Here is a 20849-nt window from a genome sequence, read left to right on the forward strand (position 1 = left end):
CGGGGCGCCTGGCGGGCGGGTGGGGTGCGTGACGGTGTCGCGGGCACCCTGGTGCCCGGCGCCCCGGCCTCCTACGCCGTGTGGGACGCGGGCGATCTCGTCGTCGCGGCGGCCGCCGACACGGTGCAACGCTGGTCGACCGACCCGCGGTCGCGCGTGCCCGGTCTGCCGCGGCTCGATCCCGGTGCCGACCTGCCGACCTGCCTGCGCACGGTGCACAACGGCGCCACCATCTACCGCGCCTGACCACGACCGCACCGGCACACCAATCACGGAGCAGGACACCATGATCCACCCCGCCACCGAACCAGGGCCCGACGCCACGACCGCCGACGCGGCCGGGTCGGGCCCGACCGACCCCGCGACCCCGGGCAGTGCGGCGGGCGGTGACCGGTTCGGTGTCCTGGCTCGCATGGCGACGGCCGTCGCGGGTGGTCTGCTGCTGTTCGGCAGCTTTCCGCCCCGGCCGTGGTGGTTCCTCGCGCCGATCGCGCTGGCGCTGCTCACCGTCGCGGTCCGGGGACCGGGCACGCTGCGGGGTGGATTCGGCTACGGCTTCCTCGGCGGGTTCGCCTTCTTCGTCCCGCTGCTGCCGTGGACCGGCATCTACGTCGGGCCGGTGCCGTGGCTGGCCTTGTCGACCGCGTGCGCGGTGTTCATCGGCCTGTGGGGCGTGCTCGCCCGGTGGCTGAGCGGGCTGCCCGGCTGGCCGGTCTGGCTCGCGCTCGCCTGGACGGCCACCGAATGGGCGAGGTCGAGTTTCCCCTTCGGTGGATTCCCGTGGGGGCGTGTCGCTTTCGGGCAGGCCGACGGCTGGTACCTCCCCCTGGCCGCCTACGGCGGCGCGCCGCTGATCGGGTTCGCCGTCGCGCTGACCGGCACCGGCCTGGCCGCGCTGGCGCTGCGCGTGCTCGCCTGGGCGCGCACGCCGGCGCCGCGGGCGATCGGCCGGGGCACGCGGATCGGATTTGCCACCGCCGCCGTCACTGTGGCTATCATGCCCCTCGCCGGAGTGATCCTCCGGCCGACGCTGCCCGCCCCGGACGACGGCCACCGGACGATCACGGTCGCCGCGATCCAGGGCAGCGTGCCGCGGTTGGGCCTGGAGTTCAACGCCCAGCGGCGGGCCGTGCTGGACAACCACGTCCGGCGCACCGAGGAGCTCGCCGACGCCGTCGACCGCGGGCAGTCACCCCGGCCGGACGTCGTGATCTGGCCGGAGAACTCCTCCGATATCGATCCACTGCGCAACGCCGACGCCGCCGCGGAGATCAGCGAGGCCTCCCAGCGGATCGGCGCGCCGATCCTGGTCGGCGCAGTCCTGGTGAACGGTGACCGTACGACCACCAACTCGGTCATGGTGTGGAACGGCGCGGCCGGGCCCGCCGATCGGCACGACAAGAAAATCATCCAGCCGTTCGGCGAATACCTGCCGATGCGCGGTTTCTTCCGATTGTTCTCGTCCTATGCCGACCAGGCCGGATATTTCGTGCCCGGCGATGGTGACGGAACGGTCACGGCGGCGGGGGTGCGGATCGGGGTTGCCACCTGTTATGAGGTGGCGTTCGATCGGGCATTCCGGGAATCGATGGCCGCGGGCGCCGAACTGCTGACCGTGCCGACCAACAACGCGACCTTCGGCCGCAGCGAGATGACCTACCAGCAGATGGCCATGTCGCGGGTGCGGGCGGTCGAGCACGGCCGCGCTCTGGTCATCGCAGCAACCACCGGGGTCAGTGCGATCATCACCGCGAACGGCGAGATCGCACAACAGTCCGAGCAAGTCGTGCCCGCCGCGCTGGTCGCCCAGCTACCATTGCGCGACACGACGACGATCGCGACGCGGATCGGCGCGGCGCCAGAAGTGACGTCCGTTATTCTGACCGCGATCGGCGTGGCGCTGGTGTTTTTCCGGCGTAGGCGAGCGAATCAGGCGCAGGTTTCGCGAAGCTCGCAGAATTCCGAATAAGCGGTTTGTTTCAACCCGGGGGAAGCGGCCGAAAGTAGCTGCTACAGGGGTGTATTCCACAGAGCTCGAAACAAATCCACATCGGTAGCCATCCGGCTGCCGGAGTACTCCGAATCTATGGGCGTGGATAGCCACGCCCAGGGCCGTCGTGTGCCCGGGCGCTGCTCGGGGAGTTGTGACACAAAGGCAGAACGGAGTGCTTGATGAGTTCATTGGCCACCGACCGCGTCAGCTCATGCCTCACCGACGACGATCCGGGCCAACCGTTCGCTCTCTCGCCCGGTCAGACGGCCCTGTGGTACGCGCAACGGATCCGGCCCGATATTCCCCTCACGATCGCTCATTACGTCGAACTGCACGGTGACCTGGACGTCGGCCGGTTGCTGTACGCGGTCGAACGCTACGGTGCCGAATCCCAGGTGGGACACGTGCGCCTACTCGAGATCGACGGCGTGCCACATCAGCGGGTCGACCTGGCGTGGCGGCCGGGCTGGGCCCGGATCGACCTGCGCGGCGAGCCCGACCCGCGCGCCGCGGCGCTGCGCTGGATGAACGACCACGCCAGCACCCCCATCGATATGGAGCGCGAGCCGCTCACCGTCAATGTCGTGTTGCGGATCGGTGACCAGGACTGGTTCTGGTACGAACGCGGACACCACATCGTTATCGACGGTTACGGTGCGATGAACGCGCTGACTCGCACGGCCGAGATATACACCGCCATCGGCGAGCAGCGCGAACCGTCGGTCTCGCGCGCCGCCGCGCTGGTCGACCTCTACGCCGACGAGTCCCGCTACCGCGAGTCCAGCCGCTGCCGCGCCGATCGCGAGTACTGGACCGAACAGCTCGCCGGTGTGGGCGAGCCGATGACGCTGTCGTCGGTGACCGTCACCGGCGACACCCACGATCCGGGTCGGCATCGCGCCACCGCGGTCCTCGATCCCGATCTCGACACCCTGCTCACCGAGGCGATCGCCACGCACGGCTCGGCCAACTCCGCGCTCATCGTCGCGGCGCTGGCCGCCTACGTGCGGTCGGTGACCGGTGACTCCGATGTCGTTCTGAGCCTTCCGGTCTCGGCCCGCACCACCGTCGCGTTGCGCCGTTCGGCGGGTGTGGTGTCGAACGTGGTGCCGCTGCGGGTGCGCTTCGACGAGCACACCACCGTGGCCGACGTCGTGCGCCAGACCGAGCTGCAGATCACCGGCGCGCTGCGGCACCAGCGCTACCGTTCCGACGACATCCGCCGCGATTGCGGCTACTCGCGCGACGCGCGTGGCTTCTTCGGCCCGATGGTCAACATCATGCTGTTCCACGACGAGCTGAAGTTCGGCGACATCGCCGGCCAGCTGCACGTGCTCGCGACCGGCCCCGTCGAAGACCTCTCGATCAACATCTACAACGGCGACGGCGGCCGCATCCAGCTCGACTTCGAAGCCAATCCCAAGCTCTACGGTGAGGCCGAGGTCGCCGCCCACCACGGGCGCTACCTGGATTTCCTCGCCCGCTTCCTGGCTGCCGAGCCCACCACCCCCACCCGCGCGCTGACCGCGATCACCACCGCGGAGCAGGCGCGGGTCCTGCGTGAGTGGAACGCCACCGAGATGCCGGTGCCGACCGCCACGCTGGTGTCGCTGTTCACCGACCAGGCGCGGCGCAGCCCGCATGCCGTCGCGCTCGAATTCGGCGACCGCGCCATCGGTTACGCCGAACTCGCCGATCGGGTGAACCAGCTGGCGCGCGAGCTCATCGCGCGGGGTGCCGGCCCGGAGACGACGGTCGGGCTGTGCCTGCACCGCAGTATCGAGATGGTCATCGGCATGTACGCGGTCCTCGCCACCGGCGCCGCGTACCTGCCGCTGGACCCGGAACACCCCGCCGACCGCATCGAATCCGTGGTGGCGCAGGCGCGGCCGGTGTGCGTGCTCACCGCGGCCCGCGACCTGGTGCGCCTGCCCGAGGGCGTGGCGCGGGTGGATCTGGACACCCTCGACGTCACCGGGCACGACGTCGCGCCGATCACCGACGCCGATCGGCGCGCGCCACTGCGCCCCGAGCACCTCGCCTACGTCATCTTCACCTCCGGCTCGACCGGCAAGCCCAAGGGCGTCGGCGTCACGCACGCGTCGATCGTCAACCGGCTGCGCTGGATGCAGGCCGAGTACCCGCTCGACCACACCGACGCCGTCCTGCAGAAGACGCCCGCCACCTTCGACGTATCGGTGTGGGAGTTCTTCTGGCCGTTGCAGGTCGGCGCGCGCCTGGTCGTCGCCGCGCCCGACGGACATCGGGACCCGGCCTACCTCGCCCGCATCATCACCGAGAAATCCATCACCACGGCGCATTTCGTGCCGTCGATGCTGTCGCTGTTCGTCACCGACCCGCGGGTGGCAGGCGGGGCCGGGCTGCGCCGGGTGTTCTGCAGTGGGGAGGCGTTGCCGGGAGCCACCGTCGCCGACTTCCACACCGCGCTGCACGGCCCGACCGGTGGTCCGGAGCTGCACAACCTGTACGGGCCCACCGAGGCGGCCGTCGACGTCACCTATTGGCCGTGCCCGGCCGAGGCGACCACGGTGCCGATCGGCTCGCCGGTGTGGAACACCCAGACCTACGTGCTCGACCCGCAGCTGCGCCCGGTCCCGCCCGGGGTCGTCGGCGAGCTCTACCTGGCGGGCACGCAGCTGGCGCGCGGATACCTCGGCCGTCCCGATCTGACCGCCGACCGATTCGTCGCCAATCCGTTCACTCCCGGTGCGCGCATGTACCGCACCGGTGACCTGGCGCGCTGGCAGCTCGACCGGCCGATCCTGGAATACCTGGGGCGCACCGACTTCCAGGTCAAGATCCGCGGTCTGCGCATCGAACTCGGTGAGATCGAATCCGCGCTGCTCGCTCAGGACCACATCGCCCGCGCGGTCTGTGTAGCACGCGCGGGGCGCACCGGTGACGACGAACTCGTCGCCTACGTGGTGGCCACGCCGGGCAGCGCGGCCCCCGAGCCCGCCGTCCTGCTGTCGGGACTGCGACGCGGTCTGCCGTCCTACATGGTGCCCTCGGCGCTGGTCGTACTCGACGAACTGCCGTTGAGCGCCAACGGCAAGGTCGATCGCAAGGCGCTGCCCGAGCCGACCGTGGGCGTGCGGCTCACCACCGGTGCCGCCGCACCGCAGACCGAGCTGGAATGCGCGCTCGCCGAGATCTTCACCGAGGTGCTGGCCCTCGACGGCACCGCGATCGGCATCGAGGACAGCTTCTTCGATCTCGGCGGCAACTCGCTGGTCGCGGCCCGCGCGGTCGCGCGGATCAACACCACCCTCGACGCGAACCTGACCATCCGGGACCTGTTCGAGGCGTCGACCATCGCGGCGCTGGCCGGCTACATCAGCACCCACAAGCCCGAAACCTCCACGCCGAAGCTGGTTCCCGCGGTCCGGCCCGAACGGGTGCCGCTGTCGCTGGCCCAGCAGCGGCTGTGGATTCTCAACCGATTCGCCGAACACGCCGCGGCCTACAACATGCCGCTCGCGTTGCGCCTGACCGGGCGCCTCGACCTCGACGCCCTGCGGGCCGGCCTGCGCGACGTGCTGGACCGGCACGAGAGCCTGCGGACCAGTTTCCCGGAGGGGCCGGACGGCGCCTACCAGCTGATCCATCCCGCGGCCGCGGTGGAACCGGACCTGGCACCGGTCGACGTCGTCGCTGCCGATCTCACCGACCTCGTCGCCGAGGCGACCGGCCGCGGCTTCGATCTGCGCACCGAGACCCCGTTGCGGGTCGCCCTGTTCCGGGTCGGCGCCGACGAGCACGTCCTGCTGGTGGTGCTGCACCACATCAGCGGCGACGGTTGGTCGATCGCGCCGCTGGCCAGGGACCTGATGTCGGCCGTGGCCGCCAGGGCGCAGGGCGCCGCGCCGCAGTGGACCCCGCTGCCGGTGCAGTACGCCGACTTCGCGCTGTGGCAGCGGGAACTGCTCGGGGACGAGACCGATCCCGAAGCGCCCCTGGGCAAGCAGCTCGGCCACTGGCGCGACGCGCTGGCGGGGCTGCCCGATCAGCTCGACCTGCCGCTGGACCGCCCGCGCCCGCTGCGGCGCGGCACCGGCGGCGACACGGTGGGATTCACCATCGACGCCGAAATGCGCCGGGCGGTGAGCGAACTCGCGCACAGCCACGGCGTGAGCATGTTCATGGTGCTGCACGCGGTCCTGGCGGCCCTGCTGGCCCGGATCTGCGCGGGCAACGACATCACCATCGGCACGCCCATCGCGGGCCGGTCCGATCCGGCCCTCGACGAGCTGGTCGGCATGTTCGTCAACACGCTGGTGCTGCGCACCGAGGTCGACCCGGCCGCCGGCTTCGACCGGATGCTCGACCAGGTCCGCGAGACCGACCTCGACGCCTTCGCCAACCCCGACGTGCCGTTCGAGCGCCTCGTCGACCTCGTCAACCCGGAACGCTCCACGGCCCGGCACCCGCTGTTCCAGGTGATGCTGTCCTACGACCGCACCCCGGAACTGCGGGTCGAATTGCCCGGTGTCAGTGCCGAACTCGTGCCGCTGGAGTCCGGCGTCGCCAAGTTCGACCTGCAGCTCGAGGTGCGCGACAACCACGACGACGGACCACTGGACGCCGAATTCGGCTTCGCCACCGACGTCTTCGATCGCGCGACGGTCGAGGCCATCGCCCGCCGGTTCACCACGCTGCTGGCCGCGGTGGTGGCCGACCCGACCCGGCCGATCGGCGATCTCGACCTGCTCGAGCGCCGCGAGATCGCGCGGCTGGTGCCCGTCGCGGGCGCACCGGCCGAGCCCGCCGGCACCCTGGCCCGGCTGCTCGGGGAGATCGCGCAGCGGCTGCCGGACGCCGTCGCCGTGCGCTACCTCGGCTTCGACACCACCTACCGCGAGCTCGACGAACGCTCGAACCGGTTGGCGCGCAGCCTGATCGCGCACGGCGCCGGTCCGGAAGCGGTGGTCGCGGTCGCGCTGCCCCGCAGCCTGGAGTCGATCGTCGCCATCTGGGCGGTGGCCAAGTCCGGCGCCGCGTACGTGCCCGTCGATCCGGCCTACCCGGCCGAGCGGATCGCACACATGATCGGCGACTCCGGCGCCGCGCTCGGGCTCACCCTGCCCGAACACCTCGCCGCGCTGCCCACCACCACGGGCAAGCACCGCAAGGCGCCGGAGTGGCTGGTGTTCGGCACCGCCGAATTCGAGGCGGACTGCGCGAGCCGTTCGGCCACCCCGCTCACCGACACCGACCGCAGTCACCCGATGCGTGCCGGTCAGCCCGCGTACCTGATCTACACCTCCGGGTCGACGGGCACGCCCAAGGCCGTGGTCGTCACCCATGCCGGCATCGCCTCGCTCGCCAGCGAGCAGACGCAGCTGTTCAAGGTGACCGACGCGGCGCGGACCATGCATTTCTCCTCGCCCAGCTTCGACGCCTCGGTGCTCGAGCTGCTGCTCGGCTTCGCCGCGGGGGCGACCGTCGTCGTCGCGCCCGCCGATCTGTACGGCGGCGTGGAACTGGCGAACTTCCTGCGCTCGGAGCGGATCACCCACGCGTTCATCACTCCGGCCGCGCTGGCCACGGTGCCCGCCGGCGACTTCCCGGACCTGGGCACGGTCATCGTCGGTGGTGAGGCCTGCTCGGACGAGCTGGTGCAGCGGTGGGCGACGAACTACCGGATGCACAACATGTACGGGCCGTCGGAGGCGACCGTCGCGGTCACCGCGAGCGCGGCCATGGTGGCGGGGGAGCCGGTGCCGTTGGGCGCGCCGGTGCGTGGCATGCGGCTGTTCGTGCTCGACGGCCGTCTGCGCCCGGTGCCGCCGGGGACCCCGGGTGAGCTCTACGTGTCCGGTCCCGGTGTCGCCCGCGGCTATCTCGGCAAGCTCGCGCTCACCGCGCAGCGATTCGTCGCCAACCCGCACGGGCGCGTCGGCGAACGCATGTACCGCACCGGCGATCTCGTCGTCTCCGACGCCGTGGGCCGATTGCGCTTCCTCGGTCGCGCCGACGACCAGATCAAGATCCGCGGCTTCCGGATCGAACTGCGCGAGATCGACCACGTCCTGCGCGAACACCCGGGCGTGCGCTCGGCGCTGACCGTCGTGCACGTCGACGAGCAGGGCCAGCAGCGGCTCGCGTCGTACGTGACCGCCGACCGCCCGGTCGACCCGGCCGCGGTGCTCGACACCGCGCGCGGCAGGCTGCCCGGCTACATGGTGCCGGCCGCGCTGGCCGTGCTGGACCGGATGCCGGTGACCCCGGCGGGCAAACTGGACCGAAAGGCGCTGCCCGCACCGGAATTCGCCGTCGCCGCCGGATCACGCGCACCTCGCACGCACCTGGAGATGCGGGTCGCCGCGGTATTCACCGAGATTCTCGGCCGCCCGGTTCCCGGCGCCGAGGACAGCTTCTTCGAGATCGGCGGCAACTCGCTGCTGGCCACCCGGCTCGCGGCGGCCGTGCACGCGGATTTCAGTGTGGACCTGCCGGTCCGGCAGATCTTCGAGGCGCCGACCGTGGCGGGCATCGCCCAGCTGATCACGGAAGCGCCCCGGACGCAGCGGGTGGCGCTGGCGGTACACACCCCACGCCCGGGACGCATACCACTGTCGCTGCCGCAGCAGCGGCTGTGGTTCCTCAACAGATTGTCCCCCGAATCCAGCGCCTACAACATCGCATTCGTCTTGCGAATCGGCGGAGATCTGGACATCAGCGCTTTGCGGTCCGCACTCACCGATCTGGTGGAGCGCCACGAGGTGCTGCGCACGATCTTCCCGGAGGATCTGTCCGGCGCCCAGCAGATCGTGCTGCCGGTCGCCGCGGCGCTGCCCGCGCTCGAGGCCGTCGACGCCGATCCGGACCAGGCGCTCGATGCGCTGACCACGTTGGCCCGGCAGGGCTTCGACCTCACCGGCCAGACCCCGCTGCGGGCCCGGCTGCTGCGGGTCGGGCCGGGGGAGCATCTGCTCGGCGTGGTCGTGCACCACATCGCCGCCGACGGCTGGTCGCTCGGTCCGCTCACCCGGGACCTGGCGCTGTCGTATGTGGCCAGGGCGGCGGGCACCGAACCGGTGCGCGCGCCACTGCCCGTGCAGTACGCCGACTTCAGCCTGTGGCAGCGCGCGGTTCTCGGCGCTGAGGACGACCCGGACAGCATCGCCGCCACCCAGCTCGCGCACTGGCGCGCGGCCCTGGCCGAACTGCCCGACGAACTGCCGCTGCCGTTCGACCGGCCGCGTCCGGCCGAACCGACCGGAGTGGCGGGCAGCGTGCGGTGTGAGATCTCGGCACCGTTGCAGCGCGCCATGCAGGAGCTGGCTGCGGAGACGGGTGTCAGCTTGTTCATGGTGGTCCGCTCGGCGCTGGCGGTGCTGTTGCGCAGCGTCACCGGTGGTCGCGACATCCCGATCGGCACGCCGGTGGCCGGCCGCACCGACATCCAGCTCGACGATCTGGTCGGCATGTTCGTCAACACGCTGGTCCTGCGGTCCGACGTGGACCCGGGCCGCAGCTTCGTCGACCTGCTGCACGCCGACCGCGACGACGAACTCGCCGCGATCGCCAACTCCGACCTGCCGTTCGAGCGCGTCGTCGACGCGCTCGGCCGCGACAGCAGGGCGAGCAACCGGCACCCGCTGTTCCAGGTCGCGCTGAGCATGCAGGACGACCGCACGCCGGAACTGGAACTGCCGGGTCTGCGGCTGGCGGCCGAGGAACTCGACATCGCCCGCGCCAAGTTCGATCTGGAGCTGCGGGTGGCGCCCGGCGACGGCGAGACCCGCACGTTCGACTTCGTGTACGCCGCCGAGATGTTCGACGCCGCCACGGTCGAGACCATGGCCATCCGGTTCGTCGAGATCCTCACCCAGGTGACGGCCGATCCGCGACAGCTGGTCTGCGAGATCGACGCCCTCACGGTGCCCGAGCGCCGGTCGCTGGTGCCCGCGCAGGGACCGGCCGCGGTGACCCCGATCGTGCTGGCCGACATCGTCGAACGCGCGGCCACCACCTTCGCCCATCGCCCGGCCCTGCGCTGGTTCGCCGGCGGCAGCGTCGCCGGTGCGGTGGGGGAGCTGAACTACGACGAGGTCGGCTTCCGGGCGCATCGGCTCGGGCGTGCGCTGATCGCTCGCGGCATCGGCACCGGCGACCGCGTCGCGGTCGGCCTGACCCGCGGATTGGACTGCGCGCTGGCCATTTTCGGCGTCGCGGCCAGCGGCGCGGCCTTCGTGCCGGTCGACCCGCGCTACCCCGCCGACCGGGTGCGGCACATGCTCACCGACTCCGGTGCGCGCGCGGTGATCACCACGACGGCTGATGCCGAGTCGCTGCGCGAGGCGGCCGGTCCACTCGACACCCAGTGGCTGCTGGTGGACGACGAGGCACTGCACGCCGAACTGGCGGGCTACGACAGCGTGCCGATCACCGACGCGGAGCGCATCCGGCCGGTGCGCCCCGCCGACCTGGCCTACCAGATCTACACCTCGGGCTCCACGGGTCTGCCGAAGGGCGTGACCGTCACCCACAGCGGTCTGGTGAGCCTGGCGGTGGACCTGCAGGAGCGGATGGGCCTGGACCGCTTCGCCCGCACGTTCTTCTTCTCCACCCCGAGCTTCGACGTCTCCGTGCTCGACATGCTGCTGGCGGTCTGGTCCGGGGCCGAGATGGTGATCGGCCCGATCGACATCTACGGTGGCGACGAGCTCGGCGCGCTGCTCGAGCGTGAGGACATCACCCACACCTTCCTGACCCCGGCGGTGCTCGCCTCGATCGACGCCACCCGCTGGCCGCTGCCGCGGCTGCGCGGACTCATGGCCGGCGGCGAGGCCGTGCCGCCGGACCTGGTGGAGAACTGGGCGCCGGGCCGCCGGTTCGTGAACGCCTACGGCCCCACCGAGTTCACCGTCATCGCGGCGATGTCGCAGCTGCGCGTCGGTGTCCCGGTGACCATCGGCACGCCGGTGCGTGGTGCGCAGGTCCTCGTGCTGGACGAGCGGCTGCGGCCGGTCGCCACGGGCGTGCCCGGCGAGCTCTACCTCGGCGGCGCGGGCATCGCGCAGGGGTACCACCAGCGGTCCGGCCTGACCGCCGGGCGCTTCGTCGCGGATCCGGCCGGGCCCGCGGGCGCCCGGATGTATCGCACCGGTGACGTCGTGCGCTGGACCGCCGACGGCGAACTGGACTACCTGGGCCGCAGCGACCACCAGGTCAAGGTGCGTGGCTTCCGGATCGAGCTCGGCGAGATCAGCGCCGTGCTCGGCAGCCATCCCGAGGTGCGCTTCGCGCACACCGAGGTCAGGCGGATCGCCGGCGACGACCGCATCGTGTCCTGGGTGCAGCTGGCCGAGGGCACCGACCCGACCGAACTGGCTCGGGTCCGAAACCACGCGGCGGCCCGGCTGGCCGGGCACATGGTGCCCGCGTCGCTGACCCTGCTCGACCGCGTACCGCTGACCCCGGTCGGCAAGCTGGACCGGGGCGCGCTGCCGGAACCGGAGTTCACCGCCACCGCGGGCCGCGCGCCGCAGACCGCGTCCGAGCGGCTCGTCGCGCGGGTGTTCGAGGAACTGGTCGGCGGTAACGAGGTCTCCGCCACCGACAGCTTCTTCGACATCGGCGGCAACTCGCTGCTGGCCACCCAGCTGGTGGCGCGGCTGGCCGCCGCCAGCAATGTGCGGCTGGAGGTGCGGACCGTGTTCGCCGCGCCGACCGTCGAAGAGCTGGCCGCGCTCATCGAGTCCGGGCCGTCCGGCGACGAAGGCCGCCCCGACCTGGTGAAGCAGGAACGCCCGGAGCGGATTCCGCTGTCCGCGGCCCAGCGCAGGCTCTGGTTCCTGAACCGGTTCAACGCGGGCGCCGAGGGCGAGAGCCAGTCGGCGGGCGCCTACAACATCCCGGTCGTGCTGCGCTTGCACGGCCCGATCGACCTCGATGCGCTCATTGCGTCTTTGCACACGGTGCAACGTCGGCACGAGACCCTGCGCACGGTGTTCCCGGAGAGCGCGGGCGAGCCCGAACAGCTCGTACTCGATCCGGAGATCGCGGCCGTCACGCTGTTCCACGCGACGGCGACCCCCGACGAGGTCGGCGCCGCGGTGACCCGCTTCGTCACCCCGGGCTTCGACCTGTCGTCCTCGGTGCCGATGCGAGCCGCGTTGATCACCGTCGACCACACCGGCCTGCCGGTACCCGCCCAGGCCAAGCTGGCCGTCGCGGGGTCCAAGGAGCACGTGCTGGTGCTCGTCGTGCACCACATCGCGATGGACGGCTGGTCGCTGGAACCGCTGGCCGGGGAAGTGGCCGCCGCCTACCGCGGCATCCGCGAGGGCGAGCCGTTCGGCGAGCTGATCCCGGAGATCCAGTACACCGACTACACGCTGTGGCAGCAGGAACTCCTCGGCACCGAGGACGACCCCGACTCGTTGATCAGCAAGCAGCTCGCGCACTGGCGCGAGGCGCTCGACGGCCTGCCCGAACTGATCACGGTCCCGGCCGACCGGCCGCGCCCGCCGGTGCCCTCCTACCGGGGCGGCACGGTCGACTGCGAGGTCGACGCGGCCACCCACCGGGCGCTGCGCGGCATCGCCACGGCCAACAACGTCAGCATGTTCATGGTGTTGCACGCGGCCCTGGCCGTGCTGCTGCACCGGGTCACCGGTGACGACGACATCGCCGTGGGTACCGCGACGGCGGGCCGTGGCCACCCGGCCCTGGACTCGATGATCGGCATGTTCGTCAACACCCTGGTGCTGCGCACCGAGGTCACCGACGAGCGCGCCTTCATCGACCTGCTGCGTTCGGTGCGCGACCGCGACCTCGACGCGTTCGCCAACGCCGACATGCCGTTCGAGCGGCTCGTCGAGGTGCTCAATCCGGCGCGCTCCCAGGCACATCACCCGCTGTTCCAGGTGATGTTGTCGGTGCGCAACGCCCCGGTGCGGATGCTCGAGCTGCCCGGGCTGCGGATCGAGGCGGTCGAGGCCGACGCCGGCATCGCCAAGTTCGACCTGCAGTTCACCTTCACCGAGACCGAGACCGCCGCGCGCGTCGCCGACGGTGTCACGCTGGCGGTGAACTACGCGGCGGACCTGTTCGACGAGGTCACCGCGCGCAGGCTGGGCGACCGGCTGGTGCGGCTGCTCACCGCGGTCGCGGCCGATCCGAACACGGCCGTGGGCGACCTCGCGCTGCTCGACGCCGTCGAGTGGACCGCGCTCGCGCCGGTGCACGGCACCCGCGCGGATACCCCGGTCAGCTTCGCCGAGGTGTTCGGTGCCGCCGTCGCCCGGTCCAGGGACGCGGTGGCGCTGTGTGCCGGCGACACGGTCGTCACCTACGACGCGCTCGACCGCTGGACCAACCGGCTCGCCCGGGTCCTCATCGCTCAGGGCATCGGCCCGGAAAGCCTGGTGGCCCTGGGAATTCCGCGCTCGGTGGAGTCGGTGGCGACGATGCTCGCCGTCGCCAAGGCCGGTGCGGCGTTCGTCCCGGTCGACCCCAACTACCCGGCCCAGCGGATCAGCCACATGCTCACCGATTCCGGTGCGGCCGTGGGCCTGACCCTGCTGGCGCACCGCGACCGGCTGCCCGGCGACTGCCGTTGGCTGGTGCTCGACGATCCGCACACCCGCGCGAAGGTGCTCGGCACCGACGATTCGCCGGTCACCGACGCCGACCGGATCCGGCCGCTGCGGGTGGCCAACCCGGCGTACGTGGTCTACACCTCCGGTTCCACCGGTACGCCGAAGGGCGTGGTGGTGACCCACGGCGGCATCTCGAACTTCGCCGCCGAGTGCGCGGATCGCTACGACGTGCGGCCCGGCAGCCGGGTCCTGCACTTCGCCACGCCGAGTTTCGACGGGTCGATGCTCGACATCCTGTTCGCGCTCGGCGGGGCGGCGACCCTGGTGATCGCACCACCCGGCATCGTCGGTGGCGAGGATCTGCGGCAGCTGTTCATCCGGGAGCGGATCACCCACGCGTTCATCACCACCGCCGCGCTCGGTACCGTCGACCCGGCGGGCGTGCACTCGCTGGCACACGTGCTCGTCGGTGGCGAGGCGCTGCCGCCGGACCTGCTGGCCCGGTGGGCGCCGGGACGCAATTTCTACAACGTGTACGGCCCGACGGAGACGACGATCGTCACGCTGATGCCGCAGCCGATGAGCCCGCAGGGGCCGATCACCATCGGCGGCCCGATCCGCGGCGTCAGCGCCACCGTGCTGGACCGGCGGCTGCATCCGACCCCGATCGGCGTCACCGGCGAGCTGCAGCTGGCCGGTTCGGCGCTGGCTCGCGGCTACCACAACCGGCCGGGCCTGACCGCCCAGCGCTTCGTCGCCAATCCCTACGGCGCACCGGGCGAACGGATGTACCGCACGGGCGACCTGGTGCGCTGGCGCGACGGCGCGAAGTCGGCGCTCGATGTCGAGTACGTGGGCCGCACCGACCACCAGGTGAAGGTGCGTGGTTTCCGCATCGAACTCGGCGAGATCGACGTCGCGTTCGGCAGGCACGCCGATGTCGAGTTCGCGCTCACCATCGGGCACACCACCCAGGCGGGCGTCACCGCGCTGGTCTCGTACGTGAAGGCCAGGGCGGGCACCGCGCCGACGGTGCGGGAACTGCTCGACCACGTCGGCGGGCACGTGCCGAACTACATGGTTCCGCAGTCGGTCATGCTGCTCGACGAGGTGCCGCTCAGCCCCGTCGGCAAGCTGGACCGGGCCCGGCTGCCCGAGCCGGTGTTCCTCGCCGCCGAGGGCTACCGCGCGCCGGTGACCCCGGCCGAGGTGGCGCTGTGCACGGTGTTCGCCGAGGTGCTCGGGGTGGAGCGGGTCGGCGCCGACGACGGGTTCTTCGAACTCGGCGGCAACTCGCTGCTGGCTACCAAGGTCGTCGCCGCGCTGCGTGAGCAGGGCTACGACATGCCGGTGCAGCTGATGTTCGGCGACGCCACGCCGGCCGGCATCGCCGCCCGGCTCGACGGTGCCGACGCGGGCGCGGCGATGGCGGCGGCGACGGGGCCGGTGCTCGCCCTCCGTCCGTCCACCGGTCCGCACGACACCCCGCTGTTCTGCGTACACCCCGCGATCGGCCTGGCCTGGTGCTATGCCGGACTGCTCGCCCACCTCGCGCCCGAGCGTCCGGTGTACGGCCTGCAGGCGCCGCACGTGTCCGGCGACGACCGGTTCACCTCGATCCCCGAGGCGGCCGGACACTATGTGGCACACATCAAGTCGATCCAGCCGCACGGTCCCTACCACCTGCTCGGCTGGTCGCTCGGCGGCCTGATCGCGCAGGAAGTGGCGGTGCAGCTACAGGACGCGGGGGAGGACGTCGCGCTGCTGGCCATGATGGACAGCTACCAGCTCGGCGACCGCTGGCTCGACACCGCGATGCCGAGCGTGGCCGACATCCTCGGCGAGTTCGGCGCCGACATCCTCGGCGGGGCGCAGCTGCCCGCCGACATCGACCTGCACGAAGCGGCGGATCTGCTGCGGGCACAGCCGGGCCCGTTCGCCGCGCTCTCGGTCGAGAATCTCGAACGGCTCTACACCGGGTACGCCGACGGCACGGTGATGGCGAACCGGTTCCGGCCGCGCACCTTCGACGGCGACCTGGTGTTCTTCACCGCCGCGGCGGACGAGATCAACGCCGCCGATCCGGCCAGGTGCGCCGAGGCCTGGCAGCCGTTCGTCACCGGCAACATCCACAACCACGACCTGCCCTGCAGGCATGCGGCGATGACCACGCCGGAATCGCTGGCGGCGATCGGCCCCGTGCTGCATCGCCACCTCGACGCGGTCCCGGAGATCACCGTGTGCGGCGGCGGCCAGAAGGAGATGCGTCCGTGAGTTTGGCGGTAGAAGTACGTGGCCTGGCCAAGAGTTACGGCAAGGTGCGCGTGCTGAAGGAGATCGATCTGGAGATCCCGGCGGGCACGGTTCTCGGCCTGCTGGGTCCCAACGGCGCGGGCAAGACGACCACCGTGCGGGTCGTCACCACGCTGTTGCGGCCGGACGCGGGCTCGATCCGGGTCGCCGGTGTCGACGTGCTGGCCGACCCGGCCACCGCGCGCACCAGGATCGGCCTGTCCGGTCAGTACGCGGCCGTCGATGCGAACCTGACCGGCTACGAGAACCTACGGATGGTGGCGCGGCTGTACGGCATGTCCCGCAAGCAGGCGACCGCGCGGGCCGAGCAACTGCTCAACGCGCTCGGCCTCGAGTACGCGGCGGGCAGGCGCGCCGGCACCTACTCCGGCGGCATGGCGCGCCGGCTCGACCTGGCGGGCGCGCTGGTGGCCCGGCCGCCGGTGGTGGTGCTCGACGAGCCGACCACCGGGCTGGACCCGCGCGGGCGCCTGGACATGTGGCAGGTGATCGGTGACCTCGTCGACGACGGCACCACCGTGCTGCTCACCACCCAGTACCTCGAGGAAGCCGACCTGCTCGCCGACCGGATCACGGTCATCGACAAGGGCACGGTCATCGCGCGCGGCTCCGCCGACGAGCTGAAGACCTCCATCGGCGGCGACCGGCTCACCGTCACCCTGGCCGCGGGGCAGAACCCGAGTCCCGCGGTGCAGGTGCTGCAGCAGGTCGGGATCGGTGAACCGATCCACGAACCCGGCAGCGACGAGGTGTCGGTGGTGGTGGGCAACGGCTCGCGCACCATGGTCGAAGCACTGCGCCGCCTCGACGACGCGGGCGTGTGTGTTCTCGACGCCGTCGTCGTCCGGCCCACCCTCGACGACGTGTTCCTTTCCCTCACCGGCACCCCGGCCGAGCCGGCCGCCGAACCCGAAACCGACGACGTGCAAGAGGAGATCCTGTCGTGAGCGAGCCTCGGCGAGCGAACCATCGACACAGCGTGCGCACGCGCACCACGGAGCCGAGCGCCAGCGAGGTGCGGTCGTGAGTGTGGCACCCGAGGTCGCGGACGAGTACGAGACCCGTGACCTGCCGATTCAAACGAGTCCACCGCGTCCCGCCGCACCCGACGAGGCGTCGCCGCGGGTCCGGTTCATCCGCGACAGCGCGATCGTGGCGCACCGCAATCTGCTGACCATTCTGCGGGTGCCGACGCTGCTGGTGACCGCGACGATCCAGCCGCTGATGTTCGTATTCCTGTTCGCCTACATCTTCGGCGCGTCGCTGGGCGGCGACCAGTATCGCGAGTTCCTGCTCGCCGGCATCTTCACCCAGACGGTCGCGTTCAATGCCGCCTTCACCACGGTCGGCCTCGCGGGCGACCTGCAGAAGGGCATCATCGACCGGATGCGGACGCTGCCGATGTCGCGGCTGGCGGTGCTGATGGGCCGCACGCTGTCCGACCTGGTGGTCAACGTGCTGAGCCTGGGCGTGATGGTGATCTGCGGCTACATCGTCGGCTGGCGCATCCACGGCAGCGTCGCCGACGCGGCGCTGGCCTTCGCCATCATCCTGCTGTTCGCGTTCGCGATGTCGTGGGTCGGTGCCCTCACCGGGCTGATCTCACCGACGGTCGAGGTCGCGCAGAGCGCGGGCCTGATCTGGATGTTCCCGCTGTCGTTCATCTCCTCGGCGTTCATCTCCGCCGAGACGCTGCCGGGCCCGCTGCGCACCATCGCCGAGTGGAACCCGATCACCGCGGTCTCGGCCGCGGGCCGCAAGCTGTTCGACAACGACGCTCCACCGTCGTTCGCCCCCGCCACCGGCTGGGCCGCCGACAACTGCGTGCTCTACGCGATCATCTGCTCGGTGGTGATCCTGGCGATCGCCATGCCCGCGGCGTTGCTCCAGTATCGAAAGGTCGCCAGCCACTGACCCTCCCGCGACCGGTACCGCCTGTCCCGCGAGGACATGGGTAACTCACCGGGTACCGGCAAACATGACAGGAGCGCTACCGGCAGCCGCGTGGCTGCCGGTAGCGCTCCTGTGTCTGGCCTGAATCCCGGGGAGGCGGGAAAGCCTCAGCCGCGGCGGCGCGTCTTGAGCAGTTCGAGGCGCTCCTTGAGCAGTTCCTCGAGCTCCTCCTTGCTGCGACGCTCCAGCAGCATGTCCCAGTGGGTGCGCGGCGGCTTGACCTTCTTGGTCTCCACCGTGGTGCCCTCCATGAGCTGACCTTCCTGGCCGTTGCGGCACAGCCAGGTCGGCGGGATCTCCGCGTCGTCGGCGAACGGGACGTCGAACTCCTCACCGTTGTCGGTGCGGTAGCGGGCGATCCGGCGGGGGGCCAGGTCGTGGTCGCGGTCGGTCTCGTAGCTCACCGCTCCGAGCCGACTGCCTCGGAGTACGCGATCTGCCATGTGTGCTCCCTGTCTTTGGCGGCTGGCGCCGGTCGTGGTCCTACCGTTAACGCACGGGACCTCTGAACTGTTCCATTGTAGTCGCAGCGGCGGACCGGCCGGGCGACCCCTGAGCCGGGACGGCCCGGTCCGTGCCCGCTGAGCGAGACCTGAGCCGCCCGACCGGCCGCCGGACCGATAGGGTTTCGCAGCATGTCGCGCAGTCGCCTGCTGTCCTGCCTGTGGTGCGGGCGGGAGATCGTGGATTCCGAGTCGGGGCGCCGTCGCCGCTATTGCCGCCAGTCGTGCCGTCAACGAGCCTACGAGCACCGCACCAGCCTCAAAGGAACCGGGATTCCGGAGGACGCCGTGGTGTTGTCCGCCCAGGAAGCCGCGGATCTGGCCGATCGCTGGTTCGCGGCCAGATGTGCCGCGGAGGATGTGGCGACGGCGGTGGCCGAGGGGGCCGAGCACGCCGAGCTGGCCCAGCTCAGCGCCACCCTGGTGCAGCTGTCGCGCGAAGCCGAGCGGTTGCGCTGAAAGCCCTGGGGCGAGCGAGGCTAGCTGATGTCCGCGGATTCGCGGGCCCGCAGGTACACGGCCGCCACGCCACCCGCGACGAGCAGCGCGAGCGCGGTCGCGGCGCCCACGGTGGCGAGGTCGGGGCTGACCAGCGGCTGACCGCGGAGCGCTTGCCAGAGCACGAGGATGAGCACTCCGAAGTAGCCGAGCACCGCGACCCCGAGCAGCGCCGCGCGGATGGTCTCCGCGCGCAGCCACCGATACCGGGGTGCCAGGGCGACCAGCACGACGGCCAGGAGCAGTAGCACCTGGATGCCGTGCAGCCCGACGAAGTGCGGGATGCGCAGGTCGCCGCCGGTGGTGCTCCAATGGGTCAGCGGCATCGCGCCGACCCCGTCGCGGACCGCGTCGCCGTGCGCGCCACCCGCGCGGACGGTGTGCCCGGCCATCAAGCCGACGACGGTGCCGTCGGACCGGCGCACCAGTTGCGGCCCGGTGAAGCCCATGAGATACCCGAGCGCCATGCCGACCACCGCCAGCCACAGTCCGGCTTTCAACGCGATCCGGGTCGGCCGGTCGGCCAGCTTCTGCCACGAGATGATCAGGGCGAGCACGAGATTGGCGAGGAACAGGCCGGGCACGCCGGAGGCGAAGACCTGCTGGCCGATCTGGTTGACGGTCTCCTCGGCGGTGTTGAAATGGCTGAACGTGCCGCGCGCGGCCTGCAGCGCGATGAACCCGACGTCGGCGATCCCGGTGACGGCGAAGACGGTGCCCAGCCACCAGGTCGCCCGCCTGCCCCGGTGCGGCAGCCGCAGGATCCAGGCCAGCGTCACGCCGTAGAGGGCGAAGGCGAGCCCGAACTTGGCGGGTTTGAGCCAGACCGACTCGCCGAGCAGCGTCCGGTCGTCGACCAGCATGCCGACCACCGACACCAGCACGAGCGCGCTCATCAGCGCGGAGTTCACCAGCAGCGGGCCGTGCCAGGGGGCGCGGTCGGTCCCGACACCGCGCGCGGGTGCGGCGGGGAACCGGAGGCGGGACAGGGTGTGGGAGAGATCGATCGTCGCCATGTCTCGACGGTAGAAATCCGGTGCGCCGCAAGACCTCCCGCTGCGGAACGGTTCGCGACCAGTACCCGGGTAGGGGGAAGGCCCTACTCCGGTGCGGTCATCGGGATCGGATCAGATCCCCAGGCGCCAGATGACGGCGTCGACCGCGCGCGGCGAGACAGTCGCGACGGCCTGCAGCAGGCGGGTGTAGCGGGGATACAGCTCGATCGGCCGGGTCCGGATCGCGGTGCGGATCCAGTCCGCGGCCTGCTCCGCGGTCAACGCCGCCGACTCGTCGTAGGCGCCGGTCGGGGCGATCATCTCGGTTCGCACCAGCGGGAATCCTACCGTGGTGACATGCACGCCGCGCGCTCTGGTCTCGGCGCCCAGGCTGCGCCCGAACGCGCCGAGCGCGGCCTTGGAGGCGTGGTAGGCGGTGAACATCGGCATCGTGCCGGCGGCGACGCCCCAGGTGGCGACATTGACGACGTGTCCGTCGCCGGTCGCGAGCATCGAGGGCAGCAGGCCCATGGTGAGGCGGGCCGCGCCGAAGTAGTTCAGCGCCATGGTGCGTTCGTAGTCGTGGAACCGGTCGGTGGCGTCGGCGGCGCGACGGCGGATCGAGCGCCCGGCGTTGTTGACCAGCACGTCGATCGTGCCGTACTGCTCGAGCACGGTCTTGACCAGGTCGTCGGTCTCCCCGGGGTCGGACAGGTCGCAGGTGACGGCCTCGGCCCGGCCGCCGGCCGCGCGCACGGCGTCGCGCACCTCGAGCAGCGGTTCGGCGGCACGGGCGATGAGGATCAGCCGCGCGCCGTCGCGTCCCAGCGCGAGCGCGGCGGCCCGGCCGACGCCGGACGACGCGCCGGTCAGCAGGACGGTCTTGCCGGCGATCTCGTGCCGTTCGCCGAGCACGAGTCGCGCCACGGTGCGCGGCAACGCGGGCGGGTTGAGCAGCAGGGACTGCGCGAGGCGGTCGAGCACGGGGACTCCTGGCGTCGAGGGGGCCGAATTAATTTAC

General features: G+C 71.3%; 8 protein-coding genes and 1 pseudogene. 6 read left to right on the plus strand and 3 right to left on the minus strand.

Going from position 1 to position 20849, the window contains the following annotated elements; all coding sequences use genetic code 11:
- The 5 genes and pseudogenes from V8688_RS18420 to V8688_RS18440 form a co-directional block, all read left to right on the plus strand.
- Positions 1-246: pseudogene (locus V8688_RS18420) on the plus strand (amidohydrolase); the annotation flags it as partial.
- Positions 247-412: 166 nt separating this feature from the next.
- Positions 413-1969: an apolipoprotein N-acyltransferase gene (gene lnt, locus V8688_RS18425; protein WP_316575398.1), complete on the plus strand. Its 1557-nt coding sequence runs from the start codon at positions 413-415 to the stop codon at positions 1967-1969.
- 203 nt (positions 1970-2172) lie between these two features.
- Positions 2173-15840: an amino acid adenylation domain-containing protein gene (locus tag V8688_RS18430; RefSeq protein WP_342801321.1), complete on the plus strand. Its 13668-nt coding sequence runs from the start codon at positions 2173-2175 to the stop codon at positions 15838-15840.
- Positions 15837-16826: an ATP-binding cassette domain-containing protein gene (locus tag V8688_RS18435; RefSeq protein ID WP_218722330.1), complete on the plus strand. Its 990-nt coding sequence runs from the start codon at positions 15837-15839 to the stop codon at positions 16824-16826. Before V8688_RS18430 ends, V8688_RS18435 begins: the two co-directional genes overlap by 4 nt.
- 187 nt (positions 16827-17013) lie before the next feature.
- Positions 17014-17793: an ABC transporter permease gene (locus V8688_RS18440; protein ID WP_218722357.1), complete on the plus strand. Its 780-nt coding sequence runs from the start codon at positions 17014-17016 to the stop codon at positions 17791-17793.
- Between the two features lie 146 nt (positions 17794-17939).
- Here V8688_RS18440 and V8688_RS18445 read toward each other — a convergent pair whose 3' ends face one another.
- Complete coding sequence (locus tag V8688_RS18445) at positions 17940-18275, minus strand: RNA polymerase-binding protein RbpA (protein WP_110040609.1); 336 nt, start codon at positions 18273-18275, stop codon at positions 17940-17942.
- 192 nt (positions 18276-18467) lie between these two features.
- Here V8688_RS18445 and V8688_RS18450 point away from each other — a divergent pair, with 192 nt between their 5' ends.
- A complete protein-coding gene (locus tag V8688_RS18450) occupies positions 18468-18794 on the plus strand; it encodes a hypothetical protein (protein ID WP_218722331.1) in 327 nt (108 codons plus the stop codon).
- Positions 18795-18814: 20 nt separating this feature from the next.
- Here the strand turns inward: V8688_RS18450 and V8688_RS18455 are convergent, their stop codons facing one another.
- Both V8688_RS18455 and V8688_RS18460 read right to left on the minus strand, forming a co-directional pair.
- Positions 18815-19849, minus strand: a complete 1035-nt coding sequence (locus V8688_RS18455; protein WP_218722332.1) for a hypothetical protein — start codon at positions 19847-19849, stop codon at positions 18815-18817.
- 111 nt (positions 19850-19960) lie between these two features.
- Positions 19961-20812, minus strand: a complete 852-nt coding sequence (locus tag V8688_RS18460) for an SDR family oxidoreductase (RefSeq protein ID WP_316575119.1) — start codon at positions 20810-20812, stop codon at positions 19961-19963.
- Between the last annotated feature and the right edge of the window lie 37 nt (positions 20813-20849).

Source organism: Nocardia sp. No.11 (genome assembly GCF_038752175.1).
GTDB classification, from domain to species: domain Bacteria; phylum Actinomycetota; class Actinomycetes; order Mycobacteriales; family Mycobacteriaceae; genus Nocardia; species Nocardia canadensis.

Excerpts from the sequence above, each read along its gene's own strand:
- V8688_RS18455 (WP_218722332.1), bottom strand. The coding sequence starts at position 19,849 with ATGGCGACGATCGATCTCTCCCACACCCTGTCCCGCCTCCGGTTCCCC.
- V8688_RS18450 (WP_218722331.1), top strand. The coding sequence starts at position 18,468 with ATGTCGCGCAGTCGCCTGCTGTCCTGCCTGTGGTGCGGGCGGGAGATC.
- lnt (WP_316575398.1), top strand. The coding sequence starts at position 413 with ATGGCGACGGCCGTCGCGGGTGGTCTGCTGCTGTTCGGCAGCTTTCCG.
- V8688_RS18430 (WP_342801321.1), top strand. The coding sequence starts at position 2,173 with ATGAGTTCATTGGCCACCGACCGCGTCAGCTCATGCCTCACCGACGAC.
- V8688_RS18445 (WP_110040609.1), bottom strand. The coding sequence starts at position 18,275 with ATGGCAGATCGCGTACTCCGAGGCAGTCGGCTCGGAGCGGTGAGCTAC.